Annotated in this window: 21 protein-coding genes and 5 pseudogenes; 11 read left to right on the top strand and 15 right to left on the bottom strand. The window is 70.7% G+C overall.

Annotated elements, in window-relative coordinates; all coding sequences use genetic code 11:
* Positions 1-22: 22 nt before the first annotated feature.
* From ABZ862_RS24630 to ABZ862_RS24645, 4 genes are all read right to left on the bottom strand, one after another.
* The gene (locus tag ABZ862_RS24630; protein WP_360961726.1) at positions 23-811 is read right to left on the bottom strand and encodes an amino acid ABC transporter ATP-binding protein; all 789 of its coding nucleotides are present in this window, start codon (positions 809-811) and stop codon (positions 23-25) included.
* Entirely contained in the window at positions 808-1,641 is an 834-nt protein-coding gene (locus ABZ862_RS24635; RefSeq protein ID WP_360961729.1) for an amino acid ABC transporter permease, read from the bottom strand. Before ABZ862_RS24635 ends, ABZ862_RS24630 begins: the two co-directional genes overlap by 4 nt.
* The gene (locus tag ABZ862_RS24640) at positions 1,638-2,489 is read right to left on the bottom strand and encodes a transporter substrate-binding domain-containing protein (protein WP_360961732.1); all 852 of its coding nucleotides are present in this window, start codon (positions 2,487-2,489) and stop codon (positions 1,638-1,640) included. The genes ABZ862_RS24635 and ABZ862_RS24640 overlap by 4 nt, the downstream gene beginning before the upstream one ends.
* A 421-nt stretch (positions 2,490-2,910) precedes the next feature.
* The gene (locus ABZ862_RS24645) at positions 2,911-3,906 is read right to left on the bottom strand and encodes an Lrp/AsnC family transcriptional regulator (protein WP_360961735.1); all 996 of its coding nucleotides are present in this window, start codon (positions 3,904-3,906) and stop codon (positions 2,911-2,913) included.
* Between the two features lie 303 nt (positions 3,907-4,209).
* On the opposite strand from ABZ862_RS24645, the gene ABZ862_RS24650 reads away from it, so the two are divergent.
* From ABZ862_RS24650 to ABZ862_RS24665, 4 genes are all read left to right on the top strand, one after another.
* A complete protein-coding gene (locus ABZ862_RS24650) occupies positions 4,210-5,814 on the top strand; it encodes an MFS transporter (protein WP_360961738.1) in 1,605 nt (534 codons plus the stop codon).
* 545 nt (positions 5,815-6,359) lie between these two features.
* The gene (locus ABZ862_RS24655) at positions 6,360-7,079 is read left to right on the top strand and encodes a TetR/AcrR family transcriptional regulator (RefSeq protein WP_360961740.1); all 720 of its coding nucleotides are present in this window, start codon (positions 6,360-6,362) and stop codon (positions 7,077-7,079) included.
* Positions 7,080-7,135: 56 nt separating this feature from the next.
* Positions 7,136-8,332, top strand: a complete 1,197-nt coding sequence (locus ABZ862_RS24660; RefSeq protein ID WP_360961743.1) for a hypothetical protein — start codon at positions 7,136-7,138, stop codon at positions 8,330-8,332.
* A gap of 18 nt (positions 8,333-8,350) precedes the next feature.
* Complete coding sequence (locus ABZ862_RS24665; RefSeq protein ID WP_360961746.1) at positions 8,351-8,668, top strand: hypothetical protein; 318 nt, start codon at positions 8,351-8,353, stop codon at positions 8,666-8,668.
* Positions 8,669-8,783: 115 nt separating this feature from the next.
* Here the strand turns inward: ABZ862_RS24665 and ABZ862_RS24670 are convergent.
* A pseudogene (locus tag ABZ862_RS24670) lies at positions 8,784-9,119 on the bottom strand (LysR substrate-binding domain-containing protein); the annotation flags it as partial.
* Between ABZ862_RS24670 and ABZ862_RS24675 the strand changes: the two are divergent.
* A pseudogene (locus ABZ862_RS24675) lies at positions 9,117-9,659 on the top strand (NAD(P)-dependent oxidoreductase); the annotation flags it as partial. The pseudogenes ABZ862_RS24670 and ABZ862_RS24675 sit on opposite strands and share 3 nt — an antisense overlap.
* A gap of 73 nt (positions 9,660-9,732) precedes the next feature.
* On the opposite strand, the pseudogene ABZ862_RS24680 reads toward ABZ862_RS24675, so the two are convergent.
* Positions 9,733-10,005 (bottom strand): annotated as a pseudogene (locus ABZ862_RS24680) (hypothetical protein); the annotation flags it as partial.
* On the opposite strand from ABZ862_RS24680, the gene ABZ862_RS24685 reads away from it, so the two are divergent.
* Entirely contained in the window at positions 9,963-10,508 is a 546-nt protein-coding gene (locus ABZ862_RS24685; RefSeq protein WP_360962039.1) for a chloramphenicol phosphotransferase, read from the top strand. The pseudogene ABZ862_RS24680 and the gene ABZ862_RS24685 overlap by 43 nt on opposite strands.
* On the opposite strand, the gene ABZ862_RS24690 is transcribed toward ABZ862_RS24685, so the two are convergent.
* The 7 genes from ABZ862_RS24690 to ABZ862_RS24720 all read right to left on the bottom strand — a co-directional run bounded on the left by ABZ862_RS24690 (position 10,444) and on the right by ABZ862_RS24720 (position 20,225).
* Entirely contained in the window at positions 10,444-10,740 is a 297-nt protein-coding gene (locus tag ABZ862_RS24690; protein WP_360961749.1) for a hypothetical protein, read from the bottom strand. The two genes, ABZ862_RS24685 and ABZ862_RS24690, sit on opposite strands and share 65 nt — an antisense overlap.
* A complete protein-coding gene (locus ABZ862_RS24695; RefSeq protein WP_360961752.1) occupies positions 10,737-10,970 on the bottom strand; it encodes a hypothetical protein in 234 nt (77 codons plus the stop codon). Before ABZ862_RS24695 ends, ABZ862_RS24690 begins: the two co-directional genes overlap by 4 nt.
* Positions 10,971-11,324: 354 nt before the next feature.
* Positions 11,325-12,794 carry an MFS transporter gene (locus tag ABZ862_RS24700; RefSeq protein WP_360961755.1) on the bottom strand — a complete coding sequence of 490 codons (1,470 nt, stop codon included), beginning with the start codon at positions 12,792-12,794 and terminating at the stop codon, positions 11,325-11,327.
* A 349-nt stretch (positions 12,795-13,143) separates the two neighbouring features.
* Entirely contained in the window at positions 13,144-14,541 is a 1,398-nt protein-coding gene (gene uxaC / locus ABZ862_RS24705; protein WP_360961758.1) for a glucuronate isomerase, read from the bottom strand.
* A gap of 103 nt (positions 14,542-14,644) precedes the next feature.
* A complete protein-coding gene (locus ABZ862_RS24710) occupies positions 14,645-16,147 on the bottom strand; it encodes an altronate dehydratase family protein (RefSeq protein ID WP_360961761.1) in 1,503 nt (500 codons plus the stop codon).
* 1 nt (position 16,148) lies between these two features.
* On the bottom strand, positions 16,149-18,518 hold the full coding sequence (locus ABZ862_RS24715; RefSeq protein ID WP_360961764.1) for a tagaturonate reductase: 2,370 nt from the start codon (positions 18,516-18,518) through the stop codon (positions 16,149-16,151).
* Between the two features lie 705 nt (positions 18,519-19,223).
* Complete coding sequence (locus tag ABZ862_RS24720) at positions 19,224-20,225, bottom strand: LacI family DNA-binding transcriptional regulator (protein WP_360961767.1); 1,002 nt, start codon at positions 20,223-20,225, stop codon at positions 19,224-19,226.
* 124 nt (positions 20,226-20,349) lie between these two features.
* Here ABZ862_RS24720 and ABZ862_RS24725 point away from each other — a divergent pair.
* Positions 20,350-20,585 (top strand): annotated as a pseudogene (locus tag ABZ862_RS24725) (IS630 family transposase); the annotation flags it as partial.
* A gap of 29 nt (positions 20,586-20,614) precedes the next feature.
* On the opposite strand, the gene ABZ862_RS24730 reads toward ABZ862_RS24725, so the two are convergent.
* Together ABZ862_RS24730 and ABZ862_RS24735 are read right to left on the bottom strand one after the other, a co-directional pair.
* Positions 20,615-20,932 carry an LLM class flavin-dependent oxidoreductase gene (locus ABZ862_RS24730; RefSeq protein ID WP_360962042.1) on the bottom strand — a complete coding sequence of 106 codons (318 nt, stop codon included), beginning with the start codon at positions 20,930-20,932 and terminating at the stop codon, positions 20,615-20,617.
* A 95-nt stretch (positions 20,933-21,027) separates the two neighbouring features.
* Positions 21,028-21,396 (bottom strand): annotated as a pseudogene (locus ABZ862_RS24735) (LLM class flavin-dependent oxidoreductase); the annotation flags it as partial.
* Here ABZ862_RS24735 and ABZ862_RS24740 point away from each other — a divergent pair.
* The 4 genes from ABZ862_RS24740 (at position 21,323) to ABZ862_RS24755 (ending at position 24,620) form a co-directional block, all read left to right on the top strand.
* Complete coding sequence (locus ABZ862_RS24740; RefSeq protein WP_360961770.1) at positions 21,323-21,670, top strand: tautomerase family protein; 348 nt, start codon at positions 21,323-21,325, stop codon at positions 21,668-21,670. The pseudogene ABZ862_RS24735 and the gene ABZ862_RS24740 sit on opposite strands and share 74 nt — an antisense overlap.
* 292 nt (positions 21,671-21,962) lie before the next feature.
* Positions 21,963-22,442, top strand: a complete 480-nt coding sequence (locus tag ABZ862_RS24745; protein WP_360961773.1) for a CoA-binding protein — start codon at positions 21,963-21,965, stop codon at positions 22,440-22,442.
* A 253-nt stretch (positions 22,443-22,695) separates the two neighbouring features.
* Entirely contained in the window at positions 22,696-23,655 is a 960-nt protein-coding gene (locus ABZ862_RS24750) for a D-2-hydroxyacid dehydrogenase family protein (protein ID WP_360961776.1), read from the top strand.
* Between the two features lie 257 nt (positions 23,656-23,912).
* Positions 23,913-24,620, top strand: a complete 708-nt coding sequence (locus tag ABZ862_RS24755) for a GntR family transcriptional regulator (RefSeq protein ID WP_360961779.1) — start codon at positions 23,913-23,915, stop codon at positions 24,618-24,620.
* Positions 24,621-25,139 lie beyond the last annotated feature (519 nt).

Here is a 25,139-nt window from a genome sequence, read left to right on the forward strand (position 1 = left end):
TCCGCGCCGGGACGGCTGCCGGTCAGGCGGGTCCCTGCCGTGGTGAGGTCTCCTCCTCCACCTCTGCCATCGCCGGGTCGAGGAGGCGGGAGAGGAAGTGCCGCGTGCGTTCGTGACGCGGGCTGCCGATGACCTGCTCGGGCGTCCCGTCCTCGACGATCACTCCGCCGTCCATGAAGACGACCCGGTCGGCGACCTCCCGGGCGAAGGTCATCTCGTGGGTGACCACCATCATCGTCATGCCGTCCCGGGCGAGCATGCGCATCACCGCGAGGACGTCCCCGACCAGCTCGGGGTCCAGCGCGGACGTCGGCTCGTCGAACAGCATCACCTCGGGACCCATGGCGAGCGCGCGGGCGATCGCGACGCGCTGCTGCTGGCCGCCGGAGAGCGAGGAGGGGTAGGCGGCCGCCTTGTCCGACAGGCCCACCCTCTCCAGGTTCCCGGCGGCGACGCGGGCCGCCTCCGCCTTGCCGCGCCGCAGGACCCGGCGCTGCGGCAGCGTGAGGTTCTCGGTCACCGTGAGGTGCGGGAAGAGGTTGAACTGCTGGAAGACCATCCCGATCCGGCGGCGCACGGCGTCGATGTCGACGTCGGGGTCGGTGAGCTCGACGCCGCCGACGAAGACCTGCCCCGCGGTGGGGTCCTCCAGGAGGTTCACGCAGCGCAGCAGGGTGGACTTGCCGGAGCCCGACGGGCCGATGACGCACACCACGTCGCCCCGGCCGATCTCCAGGTCGATGCCGCGCAGCACCTCGTTGTCGCCGAACGACTTGTGCAGCGCGCGGACTTCGATCTCCGGTCGGCTCATTTCACGGCCTCCTGGGCCTTCGCCTCCATGCGGCGCACGACGAAGCCGAGCGGGATCGTGATCAGCAGGTAGCACAGGCCGGCGACCAGGATGGGCGTGGAGTTGGCGGTCGTACTGGCCAGGTCGCGGCCGTACTTGGACAGTTCGCGCTCCTCGAGGGTGACACCGAGGAACAGCACCAGCGAGGAGTCCTTGAACAGCAGGACGAGTTCATTGGTCAGGGGCGGCAGGATGATCCGGAACGCCTGCGGAACGATGATCGAGACCATCGCGCGGGCGGGTGAGAAACCCAGCGAACGGGCCGCCTCCAGCTGGCCCTTGGGGACCGCCTGGATGCCCGCCCGGATCGTCTCCGCCATGTACGCGGCCGCCACCAGGCCCAGCGCCAGGGCGACCTTGCCGTACGTGCCGCCCACGATCTCCGTGCCGGGGAAGGCCAGCGGCACCGCGACCCCGATGAAGATGAAGATCAGCAGGGCGGGCAGCCCGCGGAAGATCTCGATGTAGACACCCGCGAGCCAGCGGTAGGGCCCCACCGACGACAGACGCATCAGCGCGATGACCATGCCGAGGGCCAGACCCACCGCGAACCCGGTCACGGTGTAGACGACGGTGTTCCTCAGCGCCAGGGTGATGACGTCGGGGAACATCCGCCGGGCGATGTCGGCCTGGGCGAACTGGTTCTGCAGCCGGCCCCAGTCCGCCGTGACCGCGAAGGCGATCACGGCGGCGGCGAAGACGACGTACTGGATCCCGCGCGACAGGCTGCGCTTCTGGCGCCTGGTCATCCCCTTGCGGCGGGGCGGGACCTCGAGCCGGGTTTCGCTCATGAGGCGGACGGGGAGGCCGCGGACGCGTCGTACGGGCCGATCCACTGCTCGTAGAGCTTCTTGTACGTGCCGTCGGCCTTGGCGTCGGCGATCGCCTTGTCGACGGCCTTCAGCAGCGCGGTGTTGCCCTTCTTCACGGTGAACCCGTACTGCTCCCCGGTCTGGAGATTGCCGGCGACCTTGAAGGCGTCGGCGTTGGCCTTGTCCTTCAGCCAGCCCTGGACGACCGGGTAGTCGATGACGACGGCCTTTACCTGGCCGGTGCGCAGACCGTTGAGGACGGCGTCGGAGGACTCGAAGGAGACCGGGTCGAAGCCCTGCTTGGTGACGTAGTCCTCGCCGGTGGTCTGGGCCTGGGCACCGAGCTTGATGTTCTTGGACTTCACGTCGGCGAGGGAGTTCACCCCGGCGTTCTTGTCCACCAGGAGAGCCTGGGTGGCGTTGAAGTACGGGTCGGAGAAGTCGACGTTCTTCTTGCGTTCCGCGGTGATGGTCATGCCGGCGGCGGCGAGGTCGCACTCGCCGGAGTTGAGGAAGGCGCCGGTCTTGAAGTTCTCGAAGGGCGTGTCGAGGATCTTCTGCTTCACGCCCAGGTCCTTGGCGACCAGGTCGATCAGGGAGACGTCGAACCCCTGGACCTTTCCGTCGATCTCCGACTGGAACGGCGGGTAGGGCAGGTGGGTGCAGGTGGTGAGCTGACCCGCCTTGACGAGCTGGACGCCGCCCGCGGCGGTCCTGGAGGCGCTGCCTCCGCCGCCGCTGGAGGTACAGGCGGACACGAGCATGAGTCCGGCCGCCACGGTGGTGGCGGCGACGAGACGGGTTCGGCGCCCGGAGAGGGTGTTCACGGCGGGCCTTCCTGCATGGGGGAGAAGTGACGCTGAGTCCCGGTCATAAGGAAACCTTTGAGACTCTCAAACCAAAGCCATGGTAACGGGGCCGATCGCCCTGCGAATCACCCCTCCCCCGTGGATCTCGTCCGGCCGAGGGCACCCCGGGGCTCGACTCCGTTCGGCTGCCCCCTGTGCTTCTCCCCATGCGTCTGCCGCCTCGCGGCTCTCCGTGCCGGTGTGCGCCGGCCGTCACAGCCGTGGCCTGCGCCGGGATCCGGCCGGGGGAAGCCGTGACGCCCGACGCCCGACGCCCGACGTCCGACGTCCGACGCCCGACGCGCGCCGCACCGCCGTTCCGCCCCCGCTCACCGGCTCGGTCCCGAGCTGTCCTTCGTGCCCGCTTCCCCCGCTTCCTCCCGGCTCGCCGCCGGTGTCCTCACCGCCGCGGGGCCGGTGCGACCAGCCGCCCCCGGTAGACCAGGGACGCGGCCCGTTTGAGGGCGCGCAGCCGGACGCTCACCGTGTAGCCGGTGACGCCGGGAACCGTCGCCAGGCTGCGGCTCAGCCAGTCGTAGAAGTCGGCGGCGTCCGAGCACGTGACGATCGCCATCAGGTTCTGCTCGCCGGTCGTGGCCGACGCGAAGACGACGCGGGGGAGGGCGGCGACCGCCGTGCCCGTGGCGTGCAGCCGCTTCGGGGAGGTATTCAGCCACAGCGCCGCACTGAAGGGGTGGCCCAGCCGCTCCGGGACGATGTCCACGTCGTAGAAGAGCGTGCCGGAGCTCTCCAGCACCTCCAGACGGCGTGCGACGCGGCCGGTGGTCCAGCCGGTGCGCTCGGCGAGTGTGGCCTGGCTCGCCCGGCCGTCCTCGGCGAGCACCGCGAGCAGTGCGCTGTCCTCCCCGGCCAACTCGACCGGGAGGCCCTGCGGTTTTGGACGGGGCAGCCGGGCACGCAGCCGTGCCACCGCTTCCTCGGGGAGCGAGGGACCGAGTCGTGCCCAGTCGGCGCCGGGCGGGGAGTAGGTGTGCAGCATCATGCGCGTGTCGAGCCCCAGCACCCCCGGGAAGCGGGCGAGTTGGCGCAGCACGTCCGGCATCCGCCCGTCGTGGGGCGCCTCCAGCGAGCAGACGATCTCCGAGCCGCCGAAGGAGACGTTCGCGAAGGAGATCTCGGGCAGCCGGATGACCGCCTCGGCGAGGGTGTCGATCCGGTCCGGGCGCAGCGAGATCCGTACGACGCTCGTGAGGAGACCGTGCACAGCCGGGTTGACGAGCCCCACCACCCGCACCATGCCCCCGCGCCGCATCGCCCGGTAGCGCCGCGCGACGGTCTGCTCCGAAGCCCCCACCACCTCCCCGACCAGCCGGAACGGCGCACGCGGTGCCACATGCAGCGCGTGGAGGATATGACTGTCCAGTGGGTCGAGCATGGAGGAAGCATCCCATTGCCTGCTCCCAGGCGGCGGTTTGTGGCCATGAAGGCCCAGGGGTTTGGGAGTACTCCTCGGTCTGCAAGAGACTGCCGGAGGATTCGCCGACGGGTTCCCGGAGCGCTCCCTCGCCACCGCTGCGGGAGCACCGCGCATCCCGGCGTGTGCCGCGGTCGCGCCGCGGGACGCGTGATCACCGGACGCAGTCCCACCCGGTCCCGCACGGTGCACCCCGCCGTACCCCTCGCCCCCACGTCGTCGACAGTGCCTGCGCCGGAGCCCGGCGCGCCGTAAGGAGTCGTCTTGCCCCAGCCACCGTCCGCAGCCGGGTCCCGTCGCGGGACGACGCTCCTCCTGGCCTGCCTCGGCGTCTTCGTCGCCTATCTGCCGGTGACGAGCGTCTCGGTGAGCCTGACCGCCATCCAGTCGGCGCTCTCCACGACCACCTCGCAACTGTCCTGGGTCTCCGACGCCTTCGTGCTGCCGATGGCGGCCTTCATCCTGACCGCCGGCGTCTTCGGCGACGTCCACGGCCGCAAGAAGGTCTACCTCGCCGGACTGCTGCTCTGCGCCGCCGGTGCCGCCACCTCCCTCACCGCGCACTCGGTCGGCCGGCTGTGGACCGGCCAGGCGCTCTCCGGGCTCGGTGCCGCCGCGCTGCTGCCCACCACCCTCACACTCATCAGCCACGCCGTGCCCGACCACCGTGAACGCGGCAAGTTCATCGGCTTCTGGGCCATGTGCCTGCTCGGCGCGCTCGCCGTCGGCGGCATGCTCGCCGGGGTGATCCTCGGTCATGCCGAATGGCGCTGGATCTTCCTCGTTCCGATACCCGTGACGCTCCTCGCCCTCGGGCTCTCCCTGCGGCTGCTGCCCGAGTCCCGCGCGCCGCGTGCCGGACGCCTCGACTGGCCCGGCCAGATCACCGCCGCGCTCGCCATCACCTCGCTCGTCCACGGAGTCATCCAGGGCGGCGCCGGCTCCTTCGGGGACACCCAGGTGGTCGTCGCGCTCGTCGTCGCCGGCGTCAGCGGAGTGCTGTTCGTCCTGGCCGAACGGCGCTCCTCGCACCCGATGCTCGACCTCGCGCTCTTCCGCAGCCCCGGCTTCGCCGTGACGACCCTGGTGGCCATGGTCACGTTCCTCGCCATGATCGGGTTCTTCTTCGTGCTGAGCCTCTACTTCGGAATGGTCCAGCACCTGGACACCCTCGGTACGGCATGGCGGCTGCTCCTGGTCACCGGAGCCGCGCTGATCGTCAGCGGCATCGCCGGGCGCATGATGCACAGGGTGTCACCGCGCCTCATGATCACTACGGGTCTGCTCCTGGTGACCGCCGCGCTCCTCACGCTGCTGGGTGCCGAGGCCGACACCTCCTTCGGCTCGCTCGGCTGGCGACTGGTCGTGCTCGGCCTGGGCATGGGCCTGGTGACGACTCCGATGACGGCCACCGCCGTCGCCTCCGTGCCGCATCCGCTCGCGGGGATGGCCGCCGCCGGCAACAACGCCTTCCGGCAGGTCGGCGGCGCACTCGGCCCCGCCGTGCTCGGCGCCCTCCTCACCGGCCGCGCGGTCTCCGCGCTCCCGGGCCGCCTGTCCGAGACGGGCGTGGACGGCACCACCGCCGGCCGGCTCACCGATGCGGTGAGGGACGGCGGCCTCGGCGCGGTCGGCTCGGTGCCGCTCGGTGCCCGGGCCGGACAGGTCTGGGGCGCGGTCGGTGAATCCTTCCTCGACGGCATGCGCCTGTGCCTGACCGTCTCGGCCGGACTGACCTTCCTGGCCGCGGTCCTCACCTTCGTCCTCCTGCGCCCGCCCGCCACCGGCCGCGTGGCGATGCGGGCGGGGTCCGGCACCACCGCCGTGCCCGACCCCGCCGAGCCCCTGCCGGCGGCGCAGCCACGTTGACGTGGCCGGCTGCCGGACGCGGGTGTGACGGTCACGTCGGCGATGTCACCGGGCGTCGCCGACCGCGGTGAGGAGGAGAGGAACGGCCCCTTGTCCAGGGGCCGTTCCCGGCACTGTCACCCGGGCCGAAACCGCCGGCAGGTCGAAGCACGCGCCGAGGCCCGCGAGCCACGGCCCCCGAGCACGTCGTGGCCTTCGGCCCGCAGTACGCCGCCGACCTCGGCTCCGGCCCGGAGGGCGCGCTCGGCACCGCCGTCGGACGCGGGGTCGGAGAATCCCCGCCGCGTCACCGCCGGCGGCTGCGCACCACCGCACAGGCCGCCCCGCCGCCGAGTCACCCGCACCCTCGGGGCAGCCCGGCCGGAATGCTCTCCACCATCCGGGCCGACGTGCCACCGGAGCCGGGCGAGGCGGTCCTCCCTCGAGCCGCGGCCGGCCCGCCGCGCCGCGTGGGCCGGGGCCGAAGGTCACCCTCCGCACCGCCGAACGGCACTCGGCCGGTGACGGGCGTGACACCCGTTTCGATGATTTGCTCTAATTAGAGTATGAGCTCGAAAAAAGGGGCGGGTGCCCGCCCGCGTGCGGCATCGGGGGCGAAATCCCAGGCCACCCGCGGCCGGATCCTCGACGCCGCCCGGCAGTTGTTCAACGAGCGCGGCACCGCGGCGGTCAGCACCAACCACATCGCCGCGGCGGCCGGACTCAGCCCGGGCAACCTCTACTACCACTTCACCGGTAAGAAGGAGATCGTCCGCGACCTCCACGCCCGGTACGCGGCGGCGCACGAGGACCGGTGGGACCCGGCGCCGGAAGCACCGGCCGACCTGGTGACGCTGCGCCGGAACGTGGCCGCGGGGGCGGCGCTGGCCTGGCGGTACCGGTTCTTCGAGCGGGAGAGCCGGGCGCTGCTGCGCGCCGATCCGCAACTGCGCGCCGACTACCGCCAGGTGTACGAGCGCAGGCTCGCCCAGTGGCTGGGGTTCGCGGAACGACTGGTGGCGCACGGGCTGATGCGGCCGCCCCGCCCGCCGGGCACGCTTCGCCGGCTGGGGATCGCGGTGTGGCTGATCGCCGAGAACTGGCCGGCGTTCCTGGACGTGGTGGGCGATCCCCAGGACCCGGACCAGCTCGCCGAGGGGGCGGATCTGGTCCTGGTGGCGCTGGAGCCGTACCTGACCGATCAGGGACGGCGGGAGTGGCAGGCGACGGCTCCGGGACCGGAGCGCGGCGTGAGCACCGAAGAGAGCGACGGGGCGGACCGGTGACGCCGGTGCCGCAACGGCGGCCCCCGGCCCCGTCCGGCGGGAGAGGAACAGAGACCGTGGAGCGTGGCAGCGTCGACAACAAGCCGGTCGGACGGCGCCGGTTCCTCGGCACGGCCGGCCTGACCGCGGGCAGCGTCGCGGTGGCCGGGGCCGGGGGGCTGACCTGGCGGGCGGCGCAGGAAGGCGTGTTCGCCACCGGGACCGGCCCGGCGTACGCGGCCTGGGACCAGTGGGACCGCCCCGGTCGCGACATGCTGAGCCTGCTGCGCGCCGGGGTGCTGGCCGCCAGCGCCCACAACACGCAGCCCTGGCTCTTCCGCGTCGGCCGGGACCACATCGACCTGTACGCCGACCCGCGGCGCGGTATGGGAAGCATGGATCCGCTGCGCCGCGAGATGTACGTGTCCCTGGGCTGCGCCGTGGAGAACATGGTCCTGGCCGGACCGCCCAGCGGCTGGCAGCCGGCGGTCACGCTGATGCCGGACCCCGCTCGGGTCGGCCACGTCGCGAGGATCCGCCTGAGCCCGGCACCGGTCGCGCACTCACCCCTGTACGCCGCCGTCCCGAAGCGGCACACCGACCGGGGCGCCTACGACACCGGCCGCCCGCTCGGCGCCGAGGTCGCCGCCGGGCTGCGCGGTCAGATCGGCGCCGACTCCGGCGTACGCCTGCTCTGGCTCGCGTCCGAGAAGAGCAGGAACATCTTCGGCGGGCTCACCGTCCGCGCGACGCGGGCCATCATCGCGGACCCGCGGCAGGCGGCCGACGACTTCGCCTGGTACCGCACCGGCTGGCGGCAGATCCAGTCCCGCAAGGACGGCATCACGATCGACGCCTCGGGCCAGTCACCGCTGATCCGCGCGGCGGCGAAACTGCTGGGCACCTCCCGCGAGCAGAACCAGGACGGGTGGCTGCGGGCGACCCGGGACACCCACGTCGCCACCGCGGCGGCGTTCGGGATCCTGCTGGTGCGTGACCGCCTCGACGCCGTCCGGCGCCTGGAGACCGGCCGTGTCTGGCAGCGGATGCATCTGTGGGCCACCACCCGGGGGCTGGCTGTGCAGCCCCTGAACCAGGTGCTGGAACGCATCGACCGGGAACACGCCGCCGGGCTGCCCCCGCACTTCACCGACGCCATGGCCGATCTGCTGCCCACCGGGTGGCACCCGCTGCTGGCGTTCCGGACAGGCCGCCCCACCGCCGGCACCCTGCTCAGCCCCCGACGCCCGGCCGAAGACGCCCGACTCACCTGATCCGAAGGGCTGGTATCCATGAACGACACGCTACGGACCTGGTGGAGCACCGGCCTGACGGCGGCACTCGCGGCGCTGTACGGATGGCTCGGCCTCGCCGCGCACGGCCTCGACCGGGCCCTGGGCCTGGGCGGCGCCGTGCTGGTCCTCGCCGCCGTGCCGGTCGCACGCAGGTCCCGCGCCCTCGCGGTGACTCTGCTGGTGGCCGGGGCCGTGCCCCTGGCCGTCGCGGCGTGGTGGAGCATCGCCGCGCCCCTGGTCGGGCTGCTGATCCTGCTGCTGGGCTGGACGGCCGTCCGCACCGGCCCTGCCCCCACGGCACCCCCGAACCCGTAGGGACCGCTCCGCACCGCTTCCGTGCGCCGCGCTGCGCCGCGGGTGGGCGTCACCTGGCTGGGTCTCCGGCCTGCCGGCGGCGGAGACCCGCCGACCGGCGCCGTGACGCGGCCGGTCAGCCGGCCGGTTCGGTGGCCTGCCGGCGCAGGGCGTGCATCAGTGCCCGGGCCGGTGCCGTGACCGGCCCGGGCACGGACACCAGGCTGACGCGCCGCACTTCCTCCGCGACGCCGTCGACGTCCGCGAAACGCACGCCGGGCGGTGCGACGGGCAGCAGCGCCGGCGTCACCGTGGTGATCCCCGCGCCCGCCGCGACCAGGTGCAGCTTGGTCAGCCAGTCGCGGGCGGTGTGCCCGATCCGGGGCCGCCCGGGCAGTCCCGGCCAGAGGCCGAGCAGCGGCTCGCCCGCGTCGCCCGGACCGGCGATCCACGGTTCTCCTGCGAGGTCGTCGGCGCCGACCTGCACGGCCGCCGACTCGGACTCCTCGGACTGGGCAAGATCGGCAGCCGGGTGGCGCGGGTGGGCCTGGCCTTCGGGATGCGCGTGAGCGCGTGGAGCCAGAACCTCACCGAGGACCGCACCGACGAGGTCGGCGTCGAACTTGCCTCCTCCAAAGAGCAGTTGCTGAGCGACAGCGACTTCGTCTCCGTCCATCTCGCGCTCGGTGACCGCACCCGCGGCCTGCTCGGCCCCGCCGAACTCGCCCTCCTCAAGCCCACCGCCTACCTGGTCAACACCTCCCGCGCGGCCATCGTCGACCAGGACGCCCTGCTGGCCGCGCTGCGCGACGGCCGGATCGCCGGCGCCGGCCTCGACGTCTTCGCCGAGGAACCGCTGCCCGCCGATCACCCGCTGCGCACCGCACCCCGGCTGCTCGCCACCCCGCACCTCGGCTACGTCTCCCGGGCCAACTACGCGACGTACTACGGCCAGGCCGTCGAGGACATCCGGGCGTTCCTCGCAGGCGATCCGATACGCCCGCTCGGCTGACCGCACGCTCGGTGCCGCGGCGCGGGCATTGCAGGACCGGCTGACCCCGGCGAGAGCCGGAACGGCCCCGTCGGTGCGGGAACCGGCGGGGTGGGCGAGTCACTGTCGATTCGCGGAACTCGGCGATCCGTGAACGGACCTGGCGCATCAGGTGGGTGTCCTCGATGCGATCCAGGCAGAGGCAGCGGGCGGCCAGGCCCGGGAGATCGAATGTGAAGTACAGGGCCATCAGCGGGTTCACGAACAGTTCGCTGTCCCGGGTGCGATCGGTGAACCGGACGTCGCCGAACGAGCCGCGCACGGCTGCCGCGACGGAACCGTTCACGATGCTGGGGTGTTCCGGGGTGTGGTGAACCGTTCCGGGTTCTGGACGCGCCGTACTTCCATATGCCCGTGGATGCCTTCCATGCCATGCGGTTTCGCCGCGAGGTGGCACCGGAGGAACTGTCCGGCATCCTTCGTCGCGCGTGGATGGGCTTCCACCGCGCGGTTGCCGGTATGGCCGCAGCAGGCAACAACGTGGTGGTGGATCACGTGCTGAGCGAGCGATGGCGTCTGCTGGACTGCCTTGGGCTCTTCGCTCCTGGAGATGTCGTCCTGGTCGGTGTGTGCTGTTCGCTGCAGGAACTGGAACTGGAACTGGAACTGGAACGGCGTGAGCGGGAGCGCGGCGATCGTCCGGCGAGCCTGGCGGCCCATCAGTTCAAACGGGTGCACGCTCATGGTCTTTACGACATCGAGTGCGATGCGACGACGGTCAGCGCCGTTGACTGTGCTCGGCAGATCAGGGATTTCCTGCTGCCGGGCCGGAGTTCCAGTCGGTGGTCAGCCCGGCGGTCACCGCGGTGAGGCCGCTGTTCAGGCTGGTGGCGCAGCTCCTGATGCCGGGCAGGTCGGCGTCGGTGGCCTCGTTGATCCATTCGGGCGGACGGGTACCGCTGAGGGTGGTGAGCATCTCCGCGAACGAGCTGGTCAGTTCTGCGGCGGAGGCCAGTTCCGGGCAGCGGTCGAGTACGGCCTTGCGGTGCAGCTTCTTTTCTTCTGTGAGGGTGGCGGGGTGACGGGTGAGCCAGCCGGTCACCTGCCGTACCGACGGCGGGGGTGGGGCGGGAGCGACGCCTTTTGCCGGGGCGGCTCGCGCCGGATCCGGCCGTGGACGAGGATGGAGTGGCCGCGGAAACCGCGTGCGGTGATCTCCCGGTGGAGGCCGAGGACGGTCACGTTCCCGTCGGTCTCGGCCCAGTGGTCGGCCAGGGAGGGCTTGAACGGGTCGGGCCCGCTCGGGACCTGCCGCTTGCGGCCCTTGACCATAGACGTGACCGCGCCGCAGTACGAAGTCGTCCACGCCGACGGCGCGGGGCTGTGCCGCGGCCGACGGTGACCAGCAACACGGCGAGGTGGTCAGCCGGAAGCCAGGGAGGTGAATCGGACGAACGTCTGGATGTGGGCAGCGCCCGTCACAGAGACAGACATCGGTCACACCTCCTGCTACTCGGCTTCGGCACAGCGGCTGCAACCGCTGCTCGACCACGCGGCAGACCGTAGGACGACACGGACACCGGCGCCACCGGATTTTCCGCCCGAACGTCAAAGGCGCCCCGGCCGGTGGTGGTTGATCGAGAGCGGTCGCTGGCCTGACGGCCGACCACAACGCGCTGCGAGGGGTCAGTGCTCCGTCGACTCGTCGCCGTCAGCAGCCTGCGCGGACTGGTCGGCGTCCGTCCCGTCGGACGCCCTGGAGGCCCCGAGGCCGGCGCCGATCACGCCGTGCTCCCACCGCCCGGCCTCGAGGTCGACCGCGATCGCCTTGAACTTGTCGTCCGTGAGGTTGTAGACGAAGGCGAGCATGATCCCGCCGACGATCAGCGCGATCGCCGGGTAGAGCGTCATGACGCTCTTGATCCCGTTCAGCGTCCCGGACGACTGGACATCCTTGTTGGCGACGTACCCGGTCAGCGAGAGCATCCCGGCGCCGATCAGCGCCGCCAGCGACTGCGCGATCTTCCGCGAGAAGTTGAAGGCCGCCGAGACCATCGTCTCCTTGCGGACGCCGGTGTGCCATTCCGAGTAGTCGATCGTGTCGGACACGAACGCCCAGGTGACGCCGTTCGGGATGGCAAGGCCGACGTAGCCGATCGTCACCAGGACGATGAAGGACCACAGGTGGGTGGGGAGGATGAAGTTCAGGAGGTTCGCGCACGCGCCGACGGTGCACCCGACGATCGCGAGCTTCTTCTTGCCCCAGCGCTTCACCATCTTCGGGATGAGCAGGACGGTCAGTGCGGACACGCCGATCATGATGAGGTTGATCTTCGGCTGCAGGCCCATGCTGCCGAGGTTGTACTGCGCGAAGAACACCATCATCATGTTGTTCACGTTCATCGCGGAGATGAGGAACAGCGTCATCAGCACAAGGCCGAGGAGCGGTCGGTTGGTGAAGACGACCTTCGCGTAGTCCTTGGCCGAGTTGCGCTGGTACCCGACGGAGCGGTTGACCTGGACCCGCTCGTGCGAGTTCTTGTAGCAGATGTAGAACCCGATGACGCCGACGACGGCCATCACGAGCGACGTCAACGCCCAGGAGCTGTGGGTCATGCCGAGCCAGGTGAGGACCGGGATGAAGGCGAAGCCCGTGATCCACTGGGCGCCCAGCGATCCCACCTGCCGGCTCGACGCCAGGAAGGCCCTGTCCTCGACGCCGCGCGTCATGACCGACGCCATGGACTGGTACGGGTTGTTGGTGAACGCGTAGACGACGCCCCAGAGCGCATAGCTGCCGGCGGCCCACGTGATCTTCCAGCCCATGGAGAGGTCGGGCATCGTGAAGGTGACCACCGTCAGGACGGCGAGGGCGACGGCCCCGCCCATCATGACCGGACGGAACTTGCCCCTCTTGCCGATCTTCCGGGAGTCGATCCAGCTGGCGGCCAGCGGATCCATGAACGCGTCGAAGACCTTCGTGAGGGAGAAGATCAGGGCGACGACGCCTGCGCCGATCCCGTTCTCGTCGATCCAGAACTTCGTCAGGTAGCTCTGGCCCAGGTCGAACATGAAGCCGTTGCCGAAGTCGCCGAAGCCGTACAGGGCCTTTTCTTTGGTCTCGATCTCCCCGCTCCTGGGATTCTCGAGAGCCACCGCCTTGTCACCGTCCGGCAGCGAGGCCGCCAAGCCGCTCGGGTCTGGGCTTGTCTCCGTTGTCATTGCCCATCATCTCCGCTTGTATTTTTTGCTGACACCAATGTCGAGTGCGGTTCGGCAAGACCGTTCTCAGCCAAGGAGAATGAATTGCGTGAATCCGCGCCGGCACCGCAGAAGCGCATCGGGACGCGTGGGATCTCATCGCGTCACGTGCGGTGTGCGGCAGGCCGTTCTGTTGATCGCCGAGTCACCGGACGTCCGTGATCGGTCTCGGCGTACGCCGGTCGGCGGCGACCCGGGTGCGGGTCACCGCGGACGGGGGACCGGTGTATCCGGTCGGGGGGACTCAGGCGGTGAAGATTGCCTTTGCGTTGTGGTACGAGACGTCGGCGACCAGGCGTCCGAGCGCCTCGATGTCGCCGGTGGCCTCGCCGCGCTCCACCCACTCGCCGACCAGCTCGCACAGGATGCGGCGGAAGAACTCGTGGCGCGGGTAGGACAGGAACGACCGCGAGTCGGTCGTCATCCCGACGAAGTTGCCCAGGAGTGACTGCTCCGCCTGGGTCTCCAGCTGGCGGCGGATGCCCGAGCGGGTGTCGTCGAACCACCACGCGTTGCCGAGCTGGAACTTCTGGACCGTGCCGCCCTGGAAGCAACCGAACGCCGTGGCGATCGGCAGCCAGTCGTTGGGGTTGAGGGAGTAGATGATCGTCTTGGGCACGATGCCGGCGGTCTGAGCGGAGTCGAGCAGGCGCGTCAGCGGCTCCATCATCGGACGGTCCCACATCGCGTCGTAGCCGGTGTCGGCACCGTGCACCGCGAACATCGCCGAGTTGAGGTTCCGGGCCGCGCGGAGGTGGATCTGCATCGTCCAGCCGCGGTCGTGGTAGATCCGCATCAGGCTCTTGAGGAGCGCGGTCCGGTACTGCGAGACCTCGAGCGCGGACAGGGACCGTCCGAGGCGAGCCTTGTCCGTTATCGCGTCGAGCTGCGCCGGGCTCGCCTCGTCGTAGGTGACGACGTCGACGGCGTGGTCGGACAACCGCCCGCCCATCGCGTGGAAGCAGTCGACCCGCTCGGCGAGGGCGTCGGTGAGCCCCGAGAACCCCGACACCGGGTGGCCGACGGCCTTCTCCAGGTCGTCCACCCAGGCCCCGTAGCCGTCCTTGTCGACATTGAGCGCCTTGTCGGGGCGCATCGCGGGGATGACCTTGACGGTCTTGTCGGCCGCCAGCTCACGGTGGAAGTGCAGGTCGTCGGCGGGGTCGTCGGTGGTGCAGACGACCTCGACGCCGAACTTCCGCATGAGGCCGCGCCGGGAGAACTCCGGGGTGGCCAGCAGCTCGTTCGTGCGGTCGAAGATCGCCCGCGCGGTGCTGCGGTTGAGGTCGGTCTCGATCCCGAAGATCCTGCGCAGCTCCAGGTGGGTCCACAGATAGACGGGGTTGCCGACGGCCTTCTCGATGGCCCCCGCGAACGCCTGGAACCTCTCCCAGTCGTCCGCGTGGCCGGTCACCAGCTCCTCGTCGACGCCGTTCGCGCGCATCAGACGCCACTTGTAGTGGTCGCCGTAGCCGTTGCCCCCCAGCCATGCCTCCACGATGCCGGAGAAGTTCTCGTCCCCGGCGATCTCGGACGGATTGAGGTGACAGTGGTAGTCGATGATCGGCAGCGGCTTCGCGTACTCGTGGAACAGTGTTTTCGCGGTGCCGGTGGTCAGAAGGAAGTCATCATCCAGAAACATCGTTGTTTCTCCTGCTCGCCTTGTGTCGAGATAGGGGACTGTTGCGCCGGCGCCCGGCGTCACCGGAGCCCGGGACGGCGCCGTTCATCGCGGCCCGGGCGCCTTATTCGGTCACGCCGTCCTTGAAGATCGCGATCTCCTGCATGCCGTTCTTCTCGTTACGGGTCGGGGTGCCGTCGACGACGGCCGAGACGAGCTCGACGAAGTCGTCGAGGACCTGATCCATCGGCTCGGCCAGGGTGCGTCCGGCGTCGAAGTCGATCCATCGGGCCTTGCGCTGGGCCAGCGGCGTGTTCGACGCGATCTTGAGCGTGGGCACGTAGGTCCCGAAGGGCGTGCCGCGCCCGGTGGAGAACAGCACCAGCTGGCAGCCCGCGGACGCGAGCGCGGACGACGACACCAGGTCGTTGCCCGGGCCTTGCAGCAGCGAAAGCCCAGACCGGCGGATGGTGGCGCCGTAGGCCAGCACGTCCTGCACCTCAGCGGTGCCGGCCTTCTGGGTGCAGCCCAGGGACTTCTCCTCGAGCGTCGTGATGCCACCCGCCTTGTTGCCGGGGGACGGGTTCTCGTAGATCGGCTGGTCGTAGCGTCGGAAGTAGTCCTTGAAGTCGTTGATCAGGCCGACGATCTCGTGGAAGACCTCAGCATCGCGGGCCCGGGACATCAGCACGGTCTCGGCGCCGAACATCTCGGGCACCTCGGTGAGCACCACTGAACCGCCGTGCGAGACGAGCCAGTCGGTGAAACGTCCGATCAGGGGGTTGGCGCTGATCCCGGAGAAGCCGTCGGACCCTCCGCACTTGACCCCGACGCGCAGCTCGGAGATCGGGACCTCTTCGCGTCGGTCGCCTCGCGCCGCCTCGCGCAGTTCTTCGAGCAGCCGGACCCCGGTCTCGTACTCGTCGTCGACGTCCTGGGCGACCATGAACCGCACGCGAGCGGGGTCGTGGTCGCCGAGCCCCGCACGCAGTTCGTCGAGCTGGTTGTTCTCGCAACCCAGCCCCACGACCAGGACGCCCCCGGCATTGGGGTGGCGGATGATGTCCTGAAGGATCCGGCGCGTCATGTCCATGTCCCCACCGAGCTGCGAGCAGCCGTAGGGGTGCCGCATGACGATCGCGGAGTCGAACGGCTGCCCCTCGGGGTGCGCCGCGTCGAAGTCTCGCAGGATGCCCTCGCACAGAGCGTTGATGCAGCCGACCGTCGGCACGATGTACAGGTCGTTGCGGATGCCGACCAGGCCGTGGGCGCGCCGGTACCCCCGGAACGTCCGGGTGCTCGACCCGGGTGCGGTGCGGTGCGGCGTCGGGTCGAACCGGTAGGCGAGGTCGGATCCGAGGTTGGTGCGGAGGTTGTGGGAGTGGATCCACGCACCTGCGGGGATGTCGGTCGTCGTACGCCCGATGGGGAGCCCGTACTTGACGACGTCCGTACCTTCGGGGACGGCGGAGAGGGCGATCTTGTGACCCGGTGCGATGTCCTCGGCTGCGGTGACACGCACCGTGGATCCCGGTTCGCCGCCCAGCGTGAGGGTCTGCCCGGCGCGCACGGCGCGTACGGCGACGGCGACCGTGTCGGTGGGGTGCAGCACCAGTGCGTCAGCCATGTCAGCGTCCTTCCGTGGAGTTCTCGGAGCCGCGCAGCTCGCGAACGAGTGCGAGCACACCGTCGGTCTGGAGCCGCTCGAGGTCGGCGCGGACCAGGTCGAGCAGCCCGGGAACCTGCGTGAGGTCCTGGCCCCAGGTCTCCTGGTCGCCGAGGACACGCTCGACGCCGCCCGGCTCGAGGACGCCGGCGAACCGCGCGATCGTCTCCTCGGCGTCGACCGGAGCCGCAGGGGCCGTGCCGGAGTAGGTCCACAGCAGCGCCGCGAGGGCCAGCACGATCCGGCGGGGCAGCGGGCCGCTGCGGGCGGCGTGGGCGTTGACGATGGGCAGCAGCCGCGCGGTGAACTTCGAGATCGCGTTGAGCGCGATCGAATCCAGCGCGTGGCGCACGAACGGGTTCTGGAACCGTTCCTCCACCTGGTCGGCGAACGCCCGCAACTCCTCCTCGGGGAGGTCGATGGCGGGGAAGATCTCCTCGTACATCTCGGCGCGGAGGAAGTTCCGGAACAGGTCGTCGGCCATCACGTCGCCGACGGTCGCCAGGCCGGCGTTGCGTGCCAGCGACGCCATCGTCGTGTGGGGGCCGTTGAGCAGGTACACCTTGCGGTCGTGGTAGGGCCGCAGGTCATCGGTGATGACGACATTGAGGCCCGCCTTCCGCAGCGGCAGCACCTCATCGAGCCATGCCGGGCCCTGGATGACCCACAGCATGAAGGGCTCGGCGCTGACGAGCAGCCGGTCCTCATAGCCCAGCTCCCGCCAGATGCCCGGCGCGTCGTCCGCCGGGAACCCGGGAACGATGCGGTCGACCAGGCTGGTGCAGAAGGTGTTCTCCTGCTCGACCCAGGCGATGAACTCCTCGGGCAGTCCGAACGTGCGGGCGCACGTCAGGACGGCCTCGTACAGCTGCCGGCCGTTGTCGTCGATCAGCTCGCACGGGATGATGACGAACCCGGGCAGACCTGCCTCGTGGCGGTGCTGGAGCAACCGGGTCAGCTTGGCCGGGAATCCGCGCGGCACCGTGGTCTCGGCGGTGTCGCGCGGGTCGACCGCGATGCCGGCCTCGGTCGTGTTGGAGACGATGACCCGCGTCTCGGGGTCCTCGGCGAGGGCGAGGAAGGTGTCCCACTGCCGGTAGGGATCGACGGTCGTGGTCAGGGCCGTGATGACCTCGCGGCTCCTGACTTCGGCGCCGTCGTGCAGGCCCTGCAGCTGCACCGTGTACAGCCGGTCCTGCTCCTCCAGGCCGGCGGCCAGGCCCACGGGGAGCGGCTGGACGACCGCGACCCCGCCGTTGAAGTCGGTGCGCTCGTTGAGCTTCTGCACCTGCCAGTCGACGAAGGCCCGAAGGAAGTTGCCCTCACCGAACTGGATGATCCGGGTCGGCAGGTCCGGCACCGTGACGAGCTCGTCGCTCAGCCGGGGCAGCGGCTCCTGCCGGACGGCGGCCGTCAGGGTGAGCGTCGCCTCGGCCCCCGGCTCCAGCGTGGGCGCCTGGTCGCGGACCCGTGCCGCCTCGACGCACAGGAAGTGCTGCCAGTCGTCGGCGCCGAGGTCCGCCGCGCTCGCGCAGCCCTCGATCCCCGGGTTCCACACCACGGCCTGCGTCGCGTCGGCGGAGGTGAGCCCGATCGTGCGCCCGTGCCCCGGATCGTGCACTGTGATGTGTGCCGGCATGGGGTAGACGCGGTCGATCGTCTGCCCCTCGATGCCGGGGAACGGCGATGCCGTCCGCTCGCCACCCTGGACGCGGTCCAGGAACGCGATGTCGTCCAGCCCGCCGAGCGTGGTCCGCCGGGCTTCGACGGACCAATACGCGTGCAGGGCGAGCTCCGGCGTGACAGCGTGATCGGAGGTGTTGGCCGCAGTGAGCACCATGGTCAGGTTCGTGCCGACGTGCAGGGCGAGACGCAGTGACAGGCCGGCCGGCGTCGAGTCGGCGTCCGGCCGGTTTGCCGGCAGCACCAGTACGAGGTCGACGCCGCCGTCCGCGGCGGCCCGTACCTCGGCCAGGTCCCAGGCGCGCAGGCGAGCCCAGCCGTGGTTCGGCTGACGGGTGCCGTCGGGGCCGGAACCGAACCAGGGTGCGCAGACCGGCACCCCGCCGCGCAGCGCCACGCCGGGCGAGAAGGCGGTCGACGGCCCCATCCACAGCACGGGGGCCTGCTCGCGGGGAGTCCACCCGGCGATGTGGGCGCCCTGCAGATACACGCGTGCCTCGGCGGCGGGCGCGTGGATCTCGACGGCGGTCAGACCGTCCGAGGTCGAGACGAGGCGGACGTCACCGTACTCGAGGGGCACACCTGCCCACGGCACGATCCCTTCGGAGGCGATACCCGCCTGGGTGTCGGCTCCGTTGCTGACAGCCATCTGTCCATCTCCCACGATGTCGATCCGGGGTCAGGCGTGGTGGGCAGTCTGCATACGTTTGTATGCCGATCATCATCATGCCTGTTCAAACGCTATGCGAACGTTCGCATTGATGTGACCATAGACCTCTCCCCGGGCCGGGTGTAACGGGCCCATGGGTCCGAGTGGAGCAGGACCTTGGGCCCGCCCGGCATGGCTCCTCGGCCCTGTCGTCTACTGAGATTCGCCGCGTGATGCCGCTGGAGCCCGCGCCCTGACCTGCGGCGAAGGGCAACCACGACGTGACATCACATGAAGGGCATCAGTAATTCCCCTCGTCCGCCCGCAGGGCGGGCCCTGCGGCGTCATGGGTCCCCTGCTCGAGCGAAGTCGAGAGCTCGGGGGGTGGGGGTGCCCCCTGCTCGGAGAGCTCGGGGGAGGGCGATCGCAAGGCGCCGGAGCCCCCTCGACGGGGGTGCCCCCGCGTAAGTCGGCGCAGCCGGTCCGAGCGAGGGGAGGAGTCGCGTGGGCGGTTCGACAACGCCGCTGGGGGCCCCGGCTCGCAGAACTTGGGAGAGCGTTGCAGACGTCGCGGGTCAGGTGGGAATGTGATGACAGGGCCTGGCTGGGCCCTGGTCTCCGACGCCGGACGGGCGTTGTCGTCAGGGGGTGCGGGACGGCGGCCGGCCCGGGCACCGACCGCCGGGCCGACGCGAAAAGGGCCGCTCAGCCGCGCTGTACCGGTGCTGCGGTCGACTCCCGGACGACCAACCGGGTGGGCATCGTCCGACGCTCGTCGGCGGCGTCGGCGCGCGTCTTGGGACGCCGCCCGGTCAGGTCGACGAACATCTGCACCGCCGCCTCGCCGACGCCACGGATGTCGACGCGCATCGTCGTGAGCGTAGGCGTCGCCAGCCGGGAGACCAGGATGTCGTCGTAGCCGACGACGCTCAACTGGTCCGGGACGGCGATGCCGCGCCGCGCGAGCAGCGCCAGCAGTCCCACGGCCACCAGGTCGTTGAACGCGATGATGCCGGTCGCACCGGACCCGACGGCAAGGTCGGCGGCGGCCTCGCCGCCCTCGACCCGCGGGCTGAACGCCCCCAGATCGACGATCTGGACATCGCTGAACCGTTCGTCGGCCTGCGTCAGGCCGTCCCGGCGGCGCGCGTCCGCGCTCGAGCCGGCGGGTCCGCCGGCGTACGCGATGCGTCGGTGACCCAGGGCGTGCAGGTGGGCGACGGCCTGCATCGTCGCGTCGGCGTAGTCCACGGACACCGAGGGGAGGCCGGGAGCCTCGGCGTTGATGAGGATGCTCGGCGTGCCGTCCAGGGCGGCGACGTCGAGGTCAAGGATCCGCGGAGAGGCGACCAGCACTCCGTCGGTCTGCTGGGCGAGCTGGCCCACCAGGTCGGTCTCGCGCCGCAGGTTCTCGTCGGAGTCGGCGACCAGCACCGCCATCCCGGCCTCCTGGGCACGCGCCTGGACGCCCTTGGTCAGGGAGGCGAAGTACGGGTTCTCGAGGTCCGGCACCAGAAGACCCAGCGACCCCGTGCGCCCGGACCGCAGCAGACTGGCGGCCCGGTTCGGCCGGTAGCCGAGCTCACGGACGGCAGCGTAGATGCGACGGCGGGTCGGCTCGGCGACGCGCTCGGGCTCGGACAGTGCTCGGGAGACGGTCGAGATGGACACGCCGGACGCGCGGGCCACATCATCCAGCTTGATCATTTTGATCATTTTGGCATCGCACACCGATCGCCGCAAGCCGCCACCAAGGACGGACGCCGTTGAGGGCCCCGTACCCGGACCGGACACCGTATGGGCAGACAGAGCTCACGGCGCCGAGCCCGGCTCGGGCTGGACCAACCCGATCGCGGCCCACTTCGGCCCGCTGCGGCAGTTCACCCTGGCCAACTCCCACCACCGCAGCCGTCCCGCGCAGACCCGGGCCCCGCACGCATGCCTGTGCTGGCGCGACGCCAACGCCCGCCACCCCGACGTCCTGGCCGCCACCGCCGAGAACGTGCCCGCATCCGCGGGGAGAAGGGCATCCGCTGGGGTGGACGCCCCCTCGAAGCGGCAGCTTGATCAACCTGGCGGTCTTCCCGGCCACGGCATCAGGTGAGTCGCGGTGCCACCTCGGCTGCGACCCATTTCATAGCCTTCTCGACATGTTCAGCCGCGACAGGCAGCCACAGGGTGCAAGCGGTGAGCCCCGCCTCGGCGAGCCGTCCGAGGCCGTCGGCGACCTCTGCGGCGTCGGCGCCTGTGCCGTACGAGCCGTCGCCGAAATGCAGCGTACGGCGCAGGGCAGCGTCGCTGTGGCCGCCGACCCACACGGGCGGACCGCCGGCGGTGACCGGAGGCACTCCCAGATGCGCCTGGTGCAGTGTCGTGAACGGCCCGTCGAAGTCTGCGGGTCGCCGGGCCCACAGGGCCTTGGCGGCGGCGAGGTGGTCGTCGGTGCGTCACCACGTTCACGGGCGGGTACACCGACGGCGGCGAATTCGTCGGGGTTCCAGCCGGTGCCGACGCCCAGGATCAAGCGCCCTCCGGATACGACGTCCAGGGTGGCAGCCTGGTTGGCAAGCACCGGCGCCGGGTAGTACGGCGCGACGAGTACGGATGTCAGCAGCCGCAGGCGCGTCGTCGCTGCTGCGACGGCCGACAGCAGAACAAGCGGGTCGGTGTCGGGGCCGAAGCCGCTGTCCAGCAGGCGGTTGCCGACCGCAACGTGGTCGAAGCCTGATTCTTCAGCGTGGTGCGCGGCGCGGAGCACCCTGGCTCCGTCGTCGAGCGGCCAGCGCGGCTGAAGAGAAACTCCGATGTCTCCAACACACCCGGGGCGATTCAACCAGTTCCACGTCTTCCACGAGGTCCTGAGCGACAACTTCGTCATTCAGCCCGTCGTGTTCGGCCTCCGGCGCAGCGAGCGCACCATGTTCATCCAGCTGTCCTTCGACCAGCGCACCGCCGAGCAGAAGACCGAGCTGTTCCGGACGATCGTCGCCGACCTCCGGCTGTTCGCCGACGTCCCCGAAGAGGACATCATGCTCATGGCCATCGAGACGGCCGGCGAGAACTGGTGGGCCGCCGGCCGTGTCGTCGACGCCGCCACGGGCTACGACGAGCGCATGACCGACGTCCCCACCCGTGCGGCCTCGACCGCTTGAACCGGACCGGCTTCCCTCCTGTCCGGCATCACGTCAGCCGGACACCGCACGTCGCCGTGCGCGGCTGGACGAGACGGTGGGCGGGAGCGGGCGGAAGCCATGACCCGGGGGCCGGACGGGCCGCGAGCCGCGGGAGTGTATGACGTCTTGCCGCGGTGCGGCAGGGCTGGATGACGGCGATCAGGGTGGCGTTGGGCACTGGCCGGGACGCGGGCAATGGCGCAGTTTGTGGGGGAGAGCGATCAGGCCCCTGGACGCTGGGGCGTTCCGGCAGCATGCGAGGGAGTCACCCGTGCCGACGACAAAAGAGGCCGCATCGGAGTTCCTGGCCAAGAAGCGGATAGCCGTGACGGGGGTGTCCCGGAAACCGCAGGGGCACGGCGCCAACGTGGTCTTCCGTCGCCTGCGGGAGCGCGGTTACGACGTGTTCGCGGTCAACCCGAACACGGACGAGGTCGAAGGCGGCACGTGCTACCCCTCCCTTGCGTCGATCCCCGGCGGTGTCGAGGCCGTGGTGATCGCCACCCGCCCGGAACACGCCGAGGGCACCATGAGGGAGTGCGCCGAACTCGGCGTCGTATGGGCGTGGATGCACGGCCCCGTCTTCGGGGACGGCAGCGTCTCTCCGGCGGCTGCGCGGTACGGGCGCTCCCACGGGATCACGGTGATCGACGGCGGCTGCCCGCTGATGTTCGGCCCCACCGCCGACGCGGGGCACCGGCTGATGTGCTTCGTGTTCGGCCGGAACGGCAGGGTGCCCAAGCAGGTGTGAGACAGCCGGAACGAGGGCGCCCCGACACGGAGATCGTGCAGCCGTCATCCGACGGCCGTACCAGACCTCGCTGGAGGTCGTCATGGCCGCCGAAGAGGAGACAGCCCCGTCCGCTGGTCCGGTGCCGACGGGCCCGTCCGGGCTCTTGAGCACCCCGGGCCCCGGCGGGGCCGTCGAGCATGATGTGATCGGCTGCCGACGGTTCGCGGCGTCGGCGTCACCACGGCCGACCCCGACTACGGAGACAACCGACATGCGCATGCGCTGTGCCGTTCTCGACGACTTCCAGGACACCGCTCTCCGCTCGGCGGACTGGAGCCCGGTCGAGGACCGCGTCGACATCGTCGCCTTCGACACGCACATCGCCGACGAGGACGGCCTCGCCACCCGGCTCGCCGACTTCGACATCGTCGTGACCCTGCGCGAACGGGTACCGTTCCCCGGCACCTTGCTGGACCGCCTGCCCCGGCTCAGGCTGCTCATCGCATCGGGCATGCGCAACTCCGTCATCGACTACGCGGCCGCCGAACGCAACGGCGTCACGGTGTGCGGCACCGCCAGCGCCGCCACCCCGCCGGTGGAACTGACCTGGACCCTGCTGCTCGGCCTCGCCCGCAACCTCGTCACCGAGAACAACGCGCTGCGCGCGGGCGGCCCCTGGCAGTCCACCGTCGGCGCCGACCTGCACGGCCGCCGACTCGGACTCCTCGGACTGGGCAAGATCGGCAGCCGGGTGGCGCGGGTGGGCCTGGCCTTCGGGATGCGCGTGAGCGCGTGGAGCCAGAACCTCACCGAGGACCGCACCGACGAGGTCGGCGTCGAACTTGCCTCCTCCAAAGAGCAGTTGCTGAGCGACAGCGACTTCGTCTCCGTCCATCTCGCGCTCGGTGACCGCACCCGCGGCCTGCTCGGCCCCGCCGAACTCGCCCTCCTCAAGCCCACCGCCTACCTGGTCAACACCTCCCGCGCGGCCATCGTCGACCAGGACGCCCTGCTGGCCGCGCTGCGCGACGGCCGGATCGCCGGCGCCGGCCTCGACGTCTTCGCCGAGGAACCGCTGCCCGCCGATCACCCGCTGCGCACCGCACCCCGGCTGCTCGCCACCCCGCACCTCGGCTACGTCTCCCGGGCCAACTACGCGACGTACTACGGCCAGGCCGTCGAGGACATCCGGGCGTTCCTCGCAGGCGATCCGATACGCCCGCTCGGCTGACCGCACGCTCGGTGCCGCGGCGCGTTCGTCCCGTCACGACGCCCGGGGCGCTCCCCCGAGCTCTTCGAGCAGGGGCCCCGGAGAGCACGGAGTGCTCATCACTGTCCCCGCCGGTTCTCGTCGTCCGCGCGGTGTCGGGGAACGGTCCGGCGACTTCATGATCATGAACCTGATGGAACTCTCACAATAATTGCCGACAATATGTCCGATGATAAAATCAGTGATCTGATCCGAAGCCCGTGAGGACGAAGCGGCGCATGTCCGCGTGTGAGAGAGAGCGACAGCCGGTGACCAGCACGCCCGTCAAAGGGGCAGCCGCTCGGACCCATGTGAGCACCTACATCCGTCACGCCCTGTGGGTCGGCGACCTCGTGCCGGGGCAGCGGCTGGTGGTGCAGGACCTGGCCGACGAACTCGGGGTGACCCGGAGCTCCGTACGCGAAGCGCTGCTCGACCTCGTCTCCGACGACCTGGTGGAGATCGTGCGCAACCGTGGGGCGCGGGTCAGGATGATCTCGGTCGAGGAGGCCGTCCAGATCACCGAGTGCCGCTCCGCGCTGGAGCGGGTGTGCGCCCGCCGGGCGGCGCAGTACGCGGATGACGTCCAGCGTGCCGAACTGACGGAGGTCGGGAGGCAGTTGCGTGCGGCGGTCGCCGAGAACGCGCCGGAGACCTACTCGATGCTCAACCGGAGACTGCACGACCTCATCATCGAGTTCAGCGGCCAGGTGGTCGCCAAGCGGCAGCTGGAGCGCCTCAACACACAGATGGTGCGCTTCCAGTTCCGCCTCGCGATGCGGCCCGGGCGCCCGCAGCAGTCGCTGCCCCAGCTCCTGTCGATCATCGACGCCGTGGTCGCCGGTGACGCCGACGCCGCCGACGCCGCCGCCGAGGCGCAACTGGCCGGCGTGATCGAAGAACTGCGTGCGACCGGGTCCGCGCGGCCCGCCGAGCCTGTGATGTGACACGTACGGGAGGCGGCCGCGGCCGGTCAGGTGGCGCGCGCCGGTCCTGACCGACGTGCCTTGCGCGGCGAGCGCCGGGTGCCCCCTGCAAGTCCCCGTCCCGGAGGCCGCGCGTCCCGCGAGCGGACCGGTGGCCGTCGCCCCGGCGCGGGGCGCCCTGCGAGCCGGTTTCCTCCGCGCGGGCGCGGCCGACCGGCACACCGACTCGGCCGGCCGGTGGCTTCGCCGTGCTGCCGGCGGCGTCGTGCGGGCGCGGCGGGCGTCGACCGCCACGACCCTCTGCGAGTTCGACGGCCCGACTCTTCCGGCGCATCCCTGCCGTCGGCGGCGCCGTCGGCGGCGCCTCGGACAGTCCCGTCCGCAGAGGACCGACGGACGTCATTTCCCCACGTCAAGATCTGTCTCATGTCCCTGGGGGCCGGGGCGTCCCGCCTCCTCGGGTGGCCGATCGGCGGCATCCGGGAGTCAGTGCTGAAAAAATAGTCGAATAAAATTGTTGATAATCCTGTCGGGTTGGAC

The sequence above is a fragment of the Streptomyces sp. NPDC047000 genome (assembly GCF_040644295.1).
In the GTDB taxonomy this organism is placed as follows: domain Bacteria; phylum Actinomycetota; class Actinomycetes; order Streptomycetales; family Streptomycetaceae; genus Streptomyces.

Bases quoted from the DNA above. Each gene is read 5' to 3' on its own strand.
- uxaC (WP_360961758.1), bottom strand. From the start codon at position 14,541: ATGTTTCTGGATGATGACTTCCTTCTGACCACCGGCACCGCGAAAACA.
- ABZ862_RS24665 (WP_360961746.1), top strand. From the start codon at position 8,351: ATGAACGACACGCTACGGACCTGGTGGAGCACCGGCCTGACGGCGGCA.
- ABZ862_RS24635 (WP_360961729.1), bottom strand. From the start codon at position 1,641: ATGAGCGAAACCCGGCTCGAGGTCCCGCCCCGCCGCAAGGGGATGACC.
- ABZ862_RS24740 (WP_360961770.1), top strand. From the start codon at position 21,323: ATGTCTCCAACACACCCGGGGCGATTCAACCAGTTCCACGTCTTCCAC.
- ABZ862_RS24655 (WP_360961740.1), top strand. From the start codon at position 6,360: ATGAGCTCGAAAAAAGGGGCGGGTGCCCGCCCGCGTGCGGCATCGGGG.
- ABZ862_RS24695 (WP_360961752.1), bottom strand. From the start codon at position 10,970: ATGGTCAAGGGCCGCAAGCGGCAGGTCCCGAGCGGGCCCGACCCGTTC.
- ABZ862_RS24755 (WP_360961779.1), top strand. From the start codon at position 23,913: ATGTCCGCGTGTGAGAGAGAGCGACAGCCGGTGACCAGCACGCCCGTC.
- ABZ862_RS24630 (WP_360961726.1), bottom strand. From the start codon at position 811: ATGAGCCGACCGGAGATCGAAGTCCGCGCGCTGCACAAGTCGTTCGGC.
- ABZ862_RS24710 (WP_360961761.1), bottom strand. From the start codon at position 16,147: ATGGCTGACGCACTGGTGCTGCACCCCACCGACACGGTCGCCGTCGCC.
- ABZ862_RS24715 (WP_360961764.1), bottom strand. From the start codon at position 18,518: ATGGCTGTCAGCAACGGAGCCGACACCCAGGCGGGTATCGCCTCCGAA.
- ABZ862_RS24645 (WP_360961735.1), bottom strand. From the start codon at position 3,906: ATGCTCGACCCACTGGACAGTCATATCCTCCACGCGCTGCATGTGGCA.
- ABZ862_RS24750 (WP_360961776.1), top strand. From the start codon at position 22,696: ATGCGCATGCGCTGTGCCGTTCTCGACGACTTCCAGGACACCGCTCTC.
- ABZ862_RS24720 (WP_360961767.1), bottom strand. From the start codon at position 20,225: ATGATCAAGCTGGATGATGTGGCCCGCGCGTCCGGCGTGTCCATCTCG.